Genomic DNA, 13,005 nt, shown 5'->3' with positions numbered 1-13,005 from the left:
AACAATGACTACAGCTGAATGGCGTAGTAGCCTCCCGAACATAGTTCACTAGGGAGTTCGTGCATGACCTTTCGCCGCACCAAAATCGTCGCCACCCTGGGCCCGGCCAGCAGCTCGCCGGAAGTGCTGGAGCAACTGATCCTCGCCGGTCTCGACGTGGCCCGTCTGAACTTCTCCCACGGCACGCCGGACGACCACAAGGCGCGCGCCGCTCTGGTTCGTGAGCTGGCCGCCAAGCACGGCCGCCATGTCGCCCTGCTCGGCGACCTGCAAGGCCCGAAAATCCGCATCGCCAAGTTCGAGAACAAGCGTATCGAGCTCAAGGACGGCGACCTGTTCCGCCTCTCCTCCAGCCACTCGCGCACGGCCGGCACCCGGGAAGTGGTCGGCATCGACTACCCGGCGCTGATCCAGGACTGCGATGTCGGTGACGAACTGCTGCTCGACGACGGCCGCGTGGTCATGCGCGTCGAACTCAAGGGCGCCGACGAGCTGCACTGCCGCGTACTGATCGGCGGTCCGCTGTCGGACAACAAGGGCATCAACCGCCGTGGCGGCGGCCTGACTGCGCCAGCGCTGACCGAGAAAGACAAGGCCGACATCAAGGTCGCCGCCGAAATGGACCTGGATTACCTGGCTGTGTCCTTCCCGCGTGATGCCGCCGACATGGACTACGCCCGTCGCCTGCTCACCGAAGCCGGCGGCACCGCCTGGCTAGTGGCCAAGATCGAGCGCGCCGAAGCCGTGGCCGATGACGAAGCGCTGGACGGCCTGATCCGCGCCAGCGACGCGGTGATGGTCGCCCGTGGCGACCTGGCCGTGGAAATCGGCGACGCCGAGCTGGTCGGTATCCAGAAGAAGATCATCGCCCACGCCCGACGCCTGAACAAAGCAGTGATCACCGCCACGCAGATGATGGAATCGATGATCCACAGCCCGATGCCGACCCGCGCCGAAGTCTCGGACGTGGCCAACGCCGCGCTGGACTACACCGATGCGGTGATGCTGTCGGCCGAGAGCGCCGCTGGCGAATACCCGGTCGAAGCCGTGCAGGCCATGGCCCGCGTGTGCCTGGGCGCCGAGAAGCACCCGACCAGCAAGCAGTCCAGCCACCGCCTGGGCCGCACCTTCGAGCGCTGCGACGAAAGCATCGCCCTGGCGACCATGTACACTGCCAACCACTTCCCCGGCGTGAAGGCAATCATCAGCCTCACCGAGAGTGGCTACAGCCCGCTGATCATGTCGCGCATCCGCTCGTCGATCCCGATCTTCGCCTTCACCCCGCACCGTGAAGCCCAGGCCCGCGTGGCACTGTTCCGTGGCGTCTACACCGTGCCGTTCGACCCGGCCTCGCTGCCAGCGAACAAGGTCAGCCAAGCGGCGGTGGACGAACTGCTCAAGCGCGGCGTGGTCGAGCCGGGCGACTGGGTGATCCTGACCAAGGGTGACAGCTACCACGGTACCGGCGGCACCAACACCATGAAGATCCTGCACGTCGGCGATCAGATGGTGTGATCCACCCTTGAACGCAAAAAGGCCGCTCATCGAGCGGCCTTTTGTTTTTTGGTAGTGAGCCGCTTGCCGGTAGGGTGCGCCGTGCGCACCGATTTTTCGTGGTGCACTGTCTTCCAGCCACAACCAGCCCTGGTGCGCGAGACGCACCCTACGCGAATTTGGAAAAATCCGGCTTCCTGCGCTGCATGAAGGCCGTCAACGCCTCGATGGCCTCCGGCGAACGCAGACGCTGGCCGAACAACGCACCCTCCTCCTCGATCACCTGGCGCAATTGCTCGCGATCCGGTGCGCGCATCAGCCGTTTGCTGTCGGCTACCGCCGAGGGGGCCAGCTGGAGAAAACGCTGTGCCATCTCGCGCGCCTTGTTCAACGTCGCGGCGCCATCCTCCAGTGCCTGATTGGCTATACCCCAGGTCGCGGCCTGCTCCCCCGTGAAGGACTGGCCGAGCAGCAGCAGTTCGGCGGCGCGTGCATGCCCCAGCAAGCGAGGCAAAATCAGGCTGGAGCCATATTCGGGGCACAAGCCAAGATTGACGAAGGGCATTTTCAACTGCGCATCACGACTGACGTAGACCAGATCGCAATGCAGCAGCAAGGTGGTACCGATGCCCACCGCCGGACCAGCCACTGCGGCGACCACCGGTTTGCTGAATTCGAACAGCGCGCGCATGAACTGGAACACTTCGCTGTTCAGGCCGGTGGGCGGTGCCTGGATAAAGTCGGCGACATCGTTACCGCTGGTGAAACACGCCTCACCACCAGTGAGTAGCACCACGCGCACGCCCGGGTCGCGCTCGGCCTCGTCCAGCACCTCGGCCATGCCGGCGTACATGGCGCGGGTCAACGCATTCTTCTTGTCCGGACGGTGCATGCGCAGGGTCAACAGACCGCCGTCGCGCTCGATATGCAGGTGCTCGCTCATGCCAGGGCTCCAATGGGTGCGTCATACGCACCGGCGCAAGGCCTGACCGGCCCGGCATAGCCTATGCGCGAGTGAGAAAGACGTCGGCGAGCATCTGACTGCGTGGCAAACCGGCCATATAGAGGCGCCGCGCGAAGCTGTCGACCGTCAAGGGATGGCCGCAGAGTAAGGCGAGGGTTTGCCGCGAAACAAGGCGCAGTTCGGCCAAAGCAGCCGGCAACTGCGCCGCTGTCACCAGTTCCACCTGCAGATTGGCGTGCTGCTCCGCCAGTGCCTGAAGTTCGTGCGCCAGATAATGCTCGGCCGGCTCATGCGCCACGTGCAGCAGGCGGATGGCGCCCTGGTGCTCCTGACGCAGCGCGTCACGCAAGACCCCGTACAACGGCGCCAGCCCCGTACCGGCGGCAAGCAACCACAGTGGTCGCGCCTGCCAATCGGCGTCGTAATGCAGAGCGCCACCGCGCAGCTCGCCGAGCCGCAGCGTGTCGCCAACCTGCAAGCGCCGCGCTGCATCGCAGAACGCACCGGGCAGGCGACAGTCGATGTGAAACTCCAGCCAGTCGTCCTCACCCGGCACGCTGGCCAACGAATAGGGACGCGCTACACCCTGCTCATTCCACAGCAGCAGGTGCTGGCCGGGGCGATAGCGCAGTGGTTTGGCCGGCTGCAAACGCAGGCGCAGAACCTGCGGGCTGGGCCAGTCCAGTGCGAGCACCTTGGCTGACAGGCCGTCACGCTGCGGGTCGAAGGGCTCGACCTGCAGATCCTCGATCACCTGGCACTGGCAGGCCAGGCGCCAGCCCTCGGCGCGCTTGTCGACCGCCAGTGCCTCGGGCTGACGGTCCAGCGGCTCGCCGGCAACGCAACGCACAAGGCAAGCATGGCAACTGCCGGCACGACAGCTGTAGGGCACCGCCACACCGCCGCTGAGCAACGCATCGAGCAGGTTGGTTTGATGGGCGACTTGCAGCAGCTGGTCACCGACGCGCAGCTCAGGCACCCGCGTTCTCCCAGCTGGCGTCGCAACGATTACGGCCGCCGCGCTTGGCCTGATAGAGCGCCTGATCGGCACGCTGCAGCGCTTCATCGAGATCGTCCCCGGCGACCAACAGTGTCATGCCGGCGGAGAGGCTCAGATTATCGACCTTCACGCCCACTGGCTCGGCCTTGGCGAAGGCTTCGCGCAAGCGCTCGCAGCAGGCGGTGAACTGATCAGCATCGGTATTGGGCAATAGCAGCACGAATTCCTCACCGCCATAGCGGGCAATGATGTCGCCGTCACGCAGACAGGCACGGGCCACCGCGGCGAAGGTTTGCAGCACCCGATCACCCGCAGCATGGCCATGAGCATCGTTGATTCGCTTGAAATGGTCCAGGTCGATCAGCGCCAGGCCGTGATGCCGCCCGTGGTCCAGATGCCCCAGTTCGCGGGTGGCCAGACGCAGGAAATGACGACGATTGAACAGGCCGGTGAGCTCATCGGTGGCGACCAGGTCCTCGAGCTGGCGCATCATCCCACGCAGGGTGTCCTGGTGCGCTTGTAGGGCGAAGCGGCGCTGGCGCATGCGTTTGCGCATGGCCTGCACGTAGCTGGAGAACAGACATAGCCAGACCAGCAGGATGAACAGCACCCACACCTGTAGCCAGGCCATACTCGGGTCCACCAACTGCATGCGGTAGGCCTCGACCAATATCATCGCAGTGAAACCGAAGAAAGCGAACGCGGCGCAACGCACGAACACCCGCGGCGGCAGCTGGAACACGCCGAACAGCAGAATCAGTACGTAGAAGACCATCATCACGCCGCGCGCGCTGTCGAACAACGCCAGCACCGGCGGCTGCCAGGCCAGCGCCACCAGTACCTGGGCTTCGGTCAGGCTGGGATCTTCACATCGCAGGTTGCGGCCGGACAGAAACAGCCAGAGAAATACCAATTGGCTGCCGAAAACACCCAGGGTCAGCCAGGCAGCGGTGCTGATGGAACCGAGGAAAAGGCCATTGAACACAGCAAACCAGCAGACGAGCGCCATCATCGCGTAAGTAGCGAAGGCCATGGCGAAGCGTTTGAGCAGGAGGCTCTGCAGGCTGCGTTGCGTTCCCCGGCGAGTCGTTGAGCTCATGGGCTCCATCCCATACTGGCATCTGGCCGTACTCTACCCCTGTGATCACAAAAAACCTAGGCCACAGTAGGAGGCCGCCTAAAATCGCGGCGAGCCAGTCTGCGCAAGAAAGAACGATCGAAAACGCTCCCAGTCGTGCTCGACGTTACAAGCGGCGAATGAGCATGTGACCAGGCTGGCGTCCTGCCAATTTTCAAGTAACGCTGACAAGCCACGACCGAATGGAAGCAGGAGGCAGAGCGACGCAGAAAGCCAAAACCGAGGTCGTTCTACAAACGCCCGATAACCGCCCACTGCGCTTGCCATCGACCTTTGGCTGCTGTGCCCGTCACGGCTGGCTGCGGTATACTGCCGCGCCTTTTTGGGCAGCTCTGAAAAATATCAAAGATAATTTTCAGAGCTGCCCTTCCGCCGTTGCGCCGGGTCTTGTCCGGCGCTTCCTTGTTGATGTTCCCTGATAGAGGAGCGCCCCAATGACCGTGATCAAGCAGGACGACCTGATTCAGAGCGTTGCCGACGCACTGCAGTTCATCTCCTATTACCACCCCGTCGACTTCATCCAGGCCATGCACGAGGCCTATCTGAAGGAAGAGTCGCCGGCCGCCAAGGACTCCATGGCGCAGATCCTGATCAACTCGCGCATGTGTGCCACCGGCCACCGCCCGATCTGCCAGGACACCGGCATCGTCACCGTGTTCATCAAGGTCGGTATGGACGTGCGCTGGGACGGCGCCACCATGAGCGTCGACGACATGATCAACGAGGGTGTGCGTCGCGCCTACAACCTGCCCGAGAACGTCCTGCGCGCCTCGATCCTGGCCGACCCGGCCGGTGCCCGCAAAAACACCAAGGACAACACCCCGGCGGTGATCCACTACTCCATCGTCCCTGGTGACAAGGTGGAAGTGGACGTCGCGGCCAAGGGCGGCGGCTCCGAGAACAAGTCGAAGATGGCCATGCTCAACCCGTCCGACTCCATCGTCGACTGGGTGCTCAAGACCGTGCCGACCATGGGTGCTGGCTGGTGCCCGCCCGGCATGCTCGGCATCGGTATCGGCGGCACCGCCGAGAAGGCCGCGGTGATGGCCAAGGAAGTGCTGATGGAGCACATCGACATCCACGAACTGCAGGCTCGCGGCCCGCAGAATCGTATCGAGGAGCTGCGTCTGGAGCTGTTCGAGAAGGTCAACCAGCTGGGCATCGGCGCTCAGGGTCTGGGCGGCCTGACCACCGTGCTTGACGTCAAGATCATGGATTACCCGACCCACGCAGCTTCGCTGCCGGTGTGCATGATCCCCAACTGCGCCGCCACCCGTCACGCCCACTTCGTGCTCGACGGCTCCGGCCCGGCCTCGCTGGAAGCGCCAGATCTGGACGCTTACCCGGAAATCGTCTGGGAAGCCGGCCCGAGCGCGCGCCGCGTCAACCTCGACACCCTGACCCCGGAAGACGTGCAGAGCTGGAAACCGGGCGAGACCGTCCTGCTCAACGGCAAGATGCTCACCGGCCGCGACGCTGCGCACAAGCGCATGGTCGACATGCTGAACAAGGGCGAGCAACTGCCGGTGGACCTCAAAGGTCGCTTCATCTACTACGTCGGCCCGGTCGATCCGGTCGGTGACGAAGTGGTGGGCCCGGCTGGCCCGACCACGGCCACGCGGATGGACAAGTTCACCCGTCAGATCCTCGAGCAGACCGGTCTGCTGGGCATGATCGGCAAATCCGAGCGCGGCCCGATCGCCATCGAAGCGATCAAGGACAACAAGGCCGTGTACCTGATGGCCGTCGGCGGCGCTGCCTATCTGGTGGCCCAGGCGATCAAGAAGTCCAAGGTGCTGGCCTTCGCCGAACTGGGCATGGAAGCGATCTACGAGTTCGAAGTGAAGGACATGCCGGTTACCGTTGCTGTCGACAGCAACGGCGAATCGGTACACATCACCGGCCCGGCGATCTGGAACAAGAAGATCGCCGAAAGCCTGGCAGTGGAAGTGAAGTAAGCGTCAACGCTGCAAAGCAGAAGCCCGGCCAAGTGCCGGGCTTCTGTGTTTTCAGGCGTCCTGCAGCAACTGCCGGCCACGCGCCAGGTAATGGTCCATCTCCGCTTCCGGCACCATGCTGCCGCCGGTCGCCCACACCAGGTGGGTGGACCGCGCCAGGCGCTGCGGCGTCAGGCCGATGCGCGAGCGATAGCCCTGCTGCTCGCCCAGCACACGCAGCACACCCGGCATACCGGCCAGCGCCGAAGGTTCAAGGCGCTGACCTTCAGCGCGCTCAAGCAGTGCCAGGTAACGGAGCAGCTGCTCATCACTGACCGTGTAATAGCCATCGATCAGGCGCTGTATGGCGCGGCCGACGAAGCCGGATGGTCGCCCCACGGCCAGTCCGTCAGCAGCCGTGCGGTTGTCGATACCGAAATCCTGCACCGCCAATGCCTCATGCCGTCCGGTATGCACGCCGAGCAGCATGCACGGTGAATGGGTCGGTTCGGCGAACAGGCAGTGCACCGCATCGCCGAACGCCAGTTTCAGGCCGAAGGCCACGCCACCCGGCCCACCACCGACGCCACAAGGCAGGTAGACGAACAGCGGATGCTCGGCATCGACAACGACATCGGCTGTCGCCAGTTGCTGCTTGAGACGCTCACCGGCCACCGCGTAGCCGAGGAACAGGTGCCTGGAATTTTCGTCATCGACGAAGTGGCAACGCGGATCGCCTTCGGCCTGACGCCGCCCCTGCTCCACCGCAACGCTGTAATCGCTGGCGTACTCAACCACCGTCACGCCATGGGCGCGCAGCTTGTCCTTCTTCCATTGGCGCGCATCAGCGGACATGTGCACCGTGGCCTGGAAACCCAGCCGCGCGCTGATGATGCCGATGGACAACCCCAGGTTGCCGGTAGAGCCGACGGCTACCTGATAGCCACCGAAGAAGGCGCGCATCTCTTCGCTGTCGAGGCAGGCATAATCGTCATCGAGGCTCAGCAGCCCAGCAGCCAGTGCCAGGTCCTCGGCATGCTTGAGCACCTCGTAGATACCGCCGCGGGCCTTGATCGAACCGGAAATGGGCAGGTGGCTGTCACGCTTGAGCCACAGGGCGCCGATTTCGCCGTCTGCCTGGGCCTCATCAATGAGCAACGCGCGCATCTGCGACATGAGCAGGATGTCCGATTCGATGACCCCGCCGCTGGCGGCCGTCTGCGGGAACACGCGAGCCAGATATGGCGCGAACCGCGCGAGACGGGCGCTGGCATCAGCCACGTCTGCGGCGTTCAAGCCCACATCGCCCAGCGCCTCGCTGACAGGTGCCACGGCAGGGTTGAACCAGCTTGTTTCACGCAAGGCGATCAGCTCGTCGAGTAGCGGGTATTGCGCGCGCCACTGGGCGAGCGGCTGACCAAGGATCATCGGCAGTTTCCTCATTGCAGGCCGTTAACAACGCCCATTAGATGACGCTGACAGCCATCTGGCAAAGGCCACGAGCGGCAGGTAAGCGGAACGATACCTGCCCAGGAGTGGCCTAACCGTGAAACCGCCAAGGAGTTGCCATGACCTTTTCCATCGTTGCCCGCTGCCCGCGCAGCGGACAGTTCGGCGTCGCTGCCGCCACTGCGATGCCAGCCGTCGGCAAACTGCTCAGCCATGCGGCTGCCGGTGCAGGAGCGGTGGCCACCCAGGCGCAGGTCAACCCCTATCTGGGTCTGGATGGACTGGCGCTACTGCGTCAGGGATTATCGGCTAAGGAAGTGCTGGAGCGGCTCAAAGACACCGATCCGTGCATGGAACTGCGCCAATGCGCCCTGATCGACGCCCTGGGCGACAGCCTGTGTTGGACCGGCGACAAGTGTCTGCCCTGGGCCGGCTCGCTGAGCGGCGAACAGTTCTCCGTGCAGGGCAATCGCCTGGTCGGCCCGCAGGTTCTGGACGCCGTGGCCGAAGCCTTCCGCCACGCGGAGAAACACCCACTGATCGAACGCCTGATCGAAGCCCTGGCCGCTGGCGACCGCTGCGGCGGCGACCGTCATGGCGAATCCTCCGCGGTGATCTACGTGGTCGATCAGGAGGAGTATCCGCTGTGGGACATCCGCGTCGACCATAACCTCGACCCGGTGGCCGAGCTGCGCCGACTGCACAAGGTCTTCGCCCGCGAAGTACTGCCAGAAATTCTTGCCATGCCGACTCGCGATAATCCAGCGGGCCTGGCGGCGGAAGACTCGGTCTAACGCGCAGTGGTGCCGAAACGCCGCCGGTAATCGCCAGGCGACAGGCCCACCAGACGAGTGAAGACCTTGCGAAACGCGCCACTGTCGCGATACCCCACCTGCCAGGCCACCTGGTCGATGCTCTGGCGAGTGAACTCGAGCATTTCGCGCGCCTTGCTCACACGTAGCTGCTGGCAGTACTCGGTGGGCTTCAGCCCGGTGGCGGCGCGAAAGCGACGCAGAAAGGTGCGCTCCCCCAGCCCGGCACGCGCGGCCATATCGACCAGGCTCGCCTCGGCGCCCTCCTCCCCCTGCAACCAGCGCTGCACGGCAAGCACTGCGGCATCGCCGTGATCGAGGCTGGGCGCGAAGCTGCTGAAATGGCGCTGCGATTCGCGGTTCAGGTCCACCACCAGAAAGCGCGCGGTCTCGGCGGCGATGGTCGGCCCCAGCAGGCGAGTAACAATGGCCAGACCGAGATCGGTCCAGGCCATCAGACCACCGGCGGTGATCAAGTCACCGTCATCGATCACCATGCGTTCGGGCAGTACCTGCACCTGCGGAAAACGCGCCGCCATCTGCGCTGCCAGCGCCCAGTGGGTAGTCACCGTGCGCCCATCGAGCAAACCGGACTCGGCCAGTGCAAAGGCGCCGGCACAGACCGAAGCCAGCAGCACGCCGGCGCCGTGCTGTGCACGCAGCCAGTCACGGTACACGGCAGCGAGCGGCTGCTCAGCAGCATCGTCCAGACAGGGCGGCAAGATCACTACCTGCGGCGTACCCTCGGCCTGCGGCAAGCTGTCGAACATGCGCTGAAGCTGTCCTGCTTCATCGGCCTGCCAGTGACTGACCCGCAGCCGAGGCAGCCCCTCACGCCCCTGCCCGGCGGCCATGCGATTGGCCACCGCGAACAGATCGCCCAGACCATACACCGCTGCCAGCTGGGCACCGGGGTAGCGCAACAGGCCAATCTCCAGACAGCGCTCGCTCATTGTCAGTTTTTCCCCGCAGATTGTCGGCCGCGCCCATCCTCGCAGGCGCGCCAGGGCGATAAGGTTTGCCGCACATCATCCCACGGAGACAACCATGAGCAAGCGCGCCCTGATCCTGATCGACATTCAGAACGACTATTTTGCCGGCGGCAAGTGGTCGCTCGAAGGCATGGACGGAGCAACCGCCAACGCCGCCCGCGTGCTGGCGGCAGCACGCCAGGCGGGCGATAAGGTGATCCATGTACGCCATGAATTCGAAAGCGCCGACGCGCCCTTCTTCGTTCCCGGCAGCGCTGGTGCGAACATCCATCCGCAGGTGCAGCCGCTGGCGAGCGAAGTGGTGGTGCTCAAGCATCAGGTCAACGCCTTTCTCGGCACCGACCTCAAGGCTCAACTCGACGCCGCCGGCATCGAGCAGATCACCCTGGTTGGCGCCATGAGTCATATGTGCATCGATGCCACAGCCCGCGCCAGCAGCGACTTCGGCTATGCCACCACGGTCATTCACGATGCCTGCGCGACGCGCGACCAGGAATTCGAGGGGCAATCGATTCCGGCCGCCCAGGTGCATGCCGCCTATATGGCCGCACTGGCCTTCGCCTACGCGAACGTGATTTCGACCGAGCAGTATCTGGCCGGCTGAATCAGCTGGCGCCGAAGCGCTGCAGTTGCATCTCGCGCAGGCGACTCAGCGTGCGCCGGAAGGCGAAGCCGAGATAGCCCTGGGTGTAGAGCTGATCCAGCGCCACCTCGGCTTCGATATACAGCGGCACGCGACGGTCGTAGCACTCGTCGACCAGGGCGATGAAGCGGCGCACCGCATCGTCATTATGCGACAGCGCCGGCAATTGCCGATCCCCGGCATCGACCCGCTCGGCACCGTCCTCGGTGCCACGGGCGATGCGCCCCTCGCGTTGCTCGCCACCCAGGCGCGGCACTTCGCCAAGCAGGATGGCCGGAAAGCGCTCGCACAATTCGATGAAATCCACCGCTGCCAATGGCTGCTCGCACAGATCACGGAAACGACACCACAGCGCGGCCGGACTATGGCCGAGGGTCGATACGCTGCGATAGGCCAGCTCCACTGGCTCACGGCTGATGACCTGCCCCTCGTTCAAACGAGCGAACAGCTCACCCAAGGCTTGCGGCTGCCGCACCCAATAGCGCTGCACCTCAGCACCGGGATGCAGGCGGTGATCCTGTTCGCCGTCAACTGCTACCACCTGCATATGCGCCGTGAGCGCGGTGATAGCCGGGAGGAAGCGCTCGCGGTTATAGCCCTCGGCATAGAGTTGATCGGGCGGCTGGTTGGAGGTCGCCACCAGTACCACGCCCTGCTCCACGACCAGACTGAGGAGGCGGCCGAGCAGCATGGCATCGCCGATATCGCTGACGAACAGCTCGTCGAAACACAGCACGCGCACCTCGCGCCCCAACTCCTCGGCCAGCAGGCGCAGCGGGTCGGCATTGCCAGTGAGCTGAAACTGCCGGCGATGCACCCATTGCATGAAGTGATGAAAATGCTGTCGCCGCGCCGGCACCCGCAAGGCGTTGTAGAAACTGTCCATCAGCCAGGTCTTGCCACGCCCGACCGGCCCCCAGAGGTAGACGCCAAGAGGCCGCTCACCTCGCTCAACAGCCTCATGACAGTGCTGCAGCGCCTCGACCGCACGGCGCTGCGCGGCATCGACCACGAAACCGGCAGCAAGCGCACGCTGATAGGCGGCCTGGGGCGAATCGCGCGGCGCCTGCATCGCGGTCAACGTAGCACCAGCCGGCCGTCATCGAACTGCCGTGGCCAGTCACGACGGGTGAACACCTGGCCCTGCTCACGCACGCGGCGTACTTCATCCAGATCCAGCTCGCAGATCAGCCAGTGGCTGCGCGTGGGGCATAGCTCCTCGCTCTCGGCGACGATGCCGCTAGCCGGCATGCCGTAGTCCGATGGTACGTACAGCGAGGCGCGGCCATAGCCTTCGTCCAGCGACGGCGACCAGGGTGCCAGGCCGACGGTGGGCGAATGCAGCACGGCGATCTGGTTCTCCAGCGCACGGGCCTGGGCGCCGATGCGCACGCGGTGAAAACCGGCCACGGTGTCGGTGCAACTGGGCGCGAGAATCAGGTCGACCCCGGCTTCGGCCAGGGTATGCGCCAGCAGCGGAAACTCGTTGTCGTAACAGATCAGGATACCCAGCTTACCCAACGCGGTATCGAACACCTTAAGGCCGTTACCCGCCGCGATGTGCCATTGCTCCAGCTCGAAGCGGGTCATGATCAGCTTGTCCTGAGTGCCCAGGCAGCCGTCCGGACCGAACAGCCAGGCGCGATTGCGATAGATGCCGTCATCATCCAGCACCGCCACCGAACCGGGCTGCAGGTAGATACTCAACCGCCGCGCCAGGCTCTCGCACAGATCCAGCCAGCGTGACAGCAGCGGCTGGATGCCGGCGATGGAGCCGTGCAGGTCGCCGCGCGCGGCGTCCGGCCACTGGCCGGTCAGCACCCGGCCGGCGTATTCCGGCAGCAGCAGCAACTCGGCGCCCTGCCCGGCTGCGTCCTCACACAGCGTGGTGAGGTGCTCGGCATATTCGTCCCAGGTGACGAACAGGTCGATGTGATATTGACAGGCGGCGACCTTGATCATGAAGCGAGCTCCTTCAACCAGAACGACATGGGTTTGGCCGACTCCTCGGCTTCATCCAGATCGCGCCAGTGGTAATAGGTGAGCAATTCGGGGTGATGGCGATAGCCGCGGCGCGCCCAGAAGGCGTCCAGCGGCTGATAGTCGGCTGGCCGCCTCGGATGATCGACGGGGCGCTGCACGGCGCAGAAGGCGCACCAGTCGAAGCCGCCCAGCTTGCGCGCATGGACCTCGCGCTCGACGAAGAAGCGCACGCCGAGTCCACGCCCGCGCCAGGCCGGCAACACCACCGACTCGGCGCAGTAGAAGATGCGCGCCGGATTCCACCCCGCAGCGATGAACGGCTGCTGGAATTCCTCGGTTTCATCGGCCAGCGGCAGTGCCGTGGACGCGCCGACCACACGGCCCTCGTCACGTACCAGCACGCAAAGACTATCGACACTGCGCACGTAGGTAGCCAGGTACTCGGCCTCGTAGTCGAGGTTGCCGTCGTAGAGGTAGGGAAACTCGCGGAACACCTGGATGCGCAGGCGCGCCAGGTCGTCGATATGGGGTTCGATCTCCGCCCCCCGGAGCAGTCGGATATCCATTGCAGTCGCTCGCCAGCAACAGGGTGA

12 protein-coding genes are annotated in these 13,005 nt (G+C 64.5%); 4 read left to right on the top strand and 8 right to left on the bottom strand.

What is annotated here, in order from left to right; translation table 11 throughout:
• Positions 1–63 precede the first annotated feature (63 nt).
• Complete coding sequence (gene pyk / locus EGJ86_RS13975; RefSeq protein ID WP_125835500.1) at positions 64–1,515, top strand: pyruvate kinase; 1,452 nt, start codon at positions 64–66, stop codon at positions 1,513–1,515.
• 148 nt (positions 1,516–1,663) lie between these two features.
• Here pyk and EGJ86_RS13970 read toward each other — a convergent pair whose 3' ends face one another.
• The 3 genes from EGJ86_RS13970 to EGJ86_RS13960 form a co-directional block, all read right to left on the bottom strand.
• The gene (locus tag EGJ86_RS13970) at positions 1,664–2,437 is read right to left on the bottom strand and encodes an enoyl-CoA hydratase (RefSeq protein WP_125835499.1); all 774 of its coding nucleotides are present in this window, start codon (positions 2,435–2,437) and stop codon (positions 1,664–1,666) included.
• Positions 2,438–2,498: 61 nt separating this feature from the next.
• A complete protein-coding gene (locus tag EGJ86_RS13965; protein ID WP_125835498.1) occupies positions 2,499–3,437 on the bottom strand; it encodes an iron-sulfur-binding ferredoxin reductase in 939 nt (312 codons plus the stop codon).
• Entirely contained in the window at positions 3,430–4,557 is a 1,128-nt protein-coding gene (locus EGJ86_RS13960) for a diguanylate cyclase (RefSeq protein ID WP_106734487.1), read from the bottom strand. The genes EGJ86_RS13965 and EGJ86_RS13960 overlap by 8 nt, the downstream gene beginning before the upstream one ends.
• A 473-nt stretch (positions 4,558–5,030) precedes the next feature.
• Between EGJ86_RS13960 and EGJ86_RS13955 the strand changes: the two genes are divergently transcribed.
• Entirely contained in the window at positions 5,031–6,554 is a 1,524-nt protein-coding gene (locus tag EGJ86_RS13955) for a fumarate hydratase (RefSeq protein WP_125835497.1), read from the top strand.
• A gap of 51 nt (positions 6,555–6,605) precedes the next feature.
• On the opposite strand, the gene dsdA is transcribed toward EGJ86_RS13955, so the two are convergent.
• Positions 6,606–7,961, bottom strand: a complete 1,356-nt coding sequence (dsdA, locus tag EGJ86_RS13950) for a D-serine ammonia-lyase (RefSeq protein ID WP_125835496.1) — start codon at positions 7,959–7,961, stop codon at positions 6,606–6,608.
• A gap of 140 nt (positions 7,962–8,101) precedes the next feature.
• On the opposite strand from dsdA, the gene EGJ86_RS13945 reads away from it, so the two are divergent.
• On the top strand, positions 8,102–8,776 hold the full coding sequence (locus EGJ86_RS13945) for a DUF1028 domain-containing protein (RefSeq protein ID WP_125835495.1): 675 nt from the start codon (positions 8,102–8,104) through the stop codon (positions 8,774–8,776).
• Here EGJ86_RS13945 and EGJ86_RS13940 read toward each other — a convergent pair.
• Positions 8,773–9,747 (bottom strand): GlxA family transcriptional regulator, encoded by a 975-nt coding sequence (locus EGJ86_RS13940; protein WP_125835494.1) that lies wholly within the window; start codon positions 9,745–9,747, stop codon positions 8,773–8,775. The genes EGJ86_RS13945 and EGJ86_RS13940 overlap by 4 nt on opposite strands.
• A gap of 94 nt (positions 9,748–9,841) precedes the next feature.
• Here EGJ86_RS13940 and EGJ86_RS13935 point away from each other — a divergent pair, with 94 nt between their 5' ends.
• A complete protein-coding gene (locus tag EGJ86_RS13935) occupies positions 9,842–10,390 on the top strand; it encodes a cysteine hydrolase family protein (RefSeq protein WP_125835493.1) in 549 nt (182 codons plus the stop codon).
• A 1-nt stretch (position 10,391) separates the two neighbouring features.
• Here EGJ86_RS13935 and zapE read toward each other — a convergent pair whose 3' ends face one another.
• Genes zapE through EGJ86_RS13920 form a run of 3 tightly spaced genes read right to left on the bottom strand, consistent with a single transcriptional unit; the run spans position 10,392 to position 12,978 of the window.
• Positions 10,392–11,501 carry a cell division protein ZapE gene (gene zapE, locus EGJ86_RS13930; protein WP_125835530.1) on the bottom strand — a complete coding sequence of 370 codons (1,110 nt, stop codon included), beginning with the start codon at positions 11,499–11,501 and terminating at the stop codon, positions 10,392–10,394.
• Between the two features lie 5 nt (positions 11,502–11,506).
• On the bottom strand, positions 11,507–12,391 hold the full coding sequence (locus tag EGJ86_RS13925; protein WP_125835492.1) for a carbon-nitrogen hydrolase family protein: 885 nt from the start codon (positions 12,389–12,391) through the stop codon (positions 11,507–11,509).
• A complete protein-coding gene (locus tag EGJ86_RS13920) occupies positions 12,388–12,978 on the bottom strand; it encodes a GNAT family N-acetyltransferase (RefSeq protein WP_125835491.1) in 591 nt (196 codons plus the stop codon). The genes EGJ86_RS13925 and EGJ86_RS13920 overlap by 4 nt, the downstream gene beginning before the upstream one ends.
• Between the last annotated feature and the right edge of the window lie 27 nt (positions 12,979–13,005).

It is taken from the genome of Pseudomonas sp. o96-267 (genome assembly GCF_003935465.1).
GTDB classification, from domain to species: Bacteria; Pseudomonadota; Gammaproteobacteria; order Pseudomonadales; family Pseudomonadaceae; genus Aquipseudomonas; species Aquipseudomonas sediminis.
The sequence above is the reverse complement of the archived record's forward strand: the minus strand, read 5'-3'. Positions and strand labels throughout refer to the sequence as shown.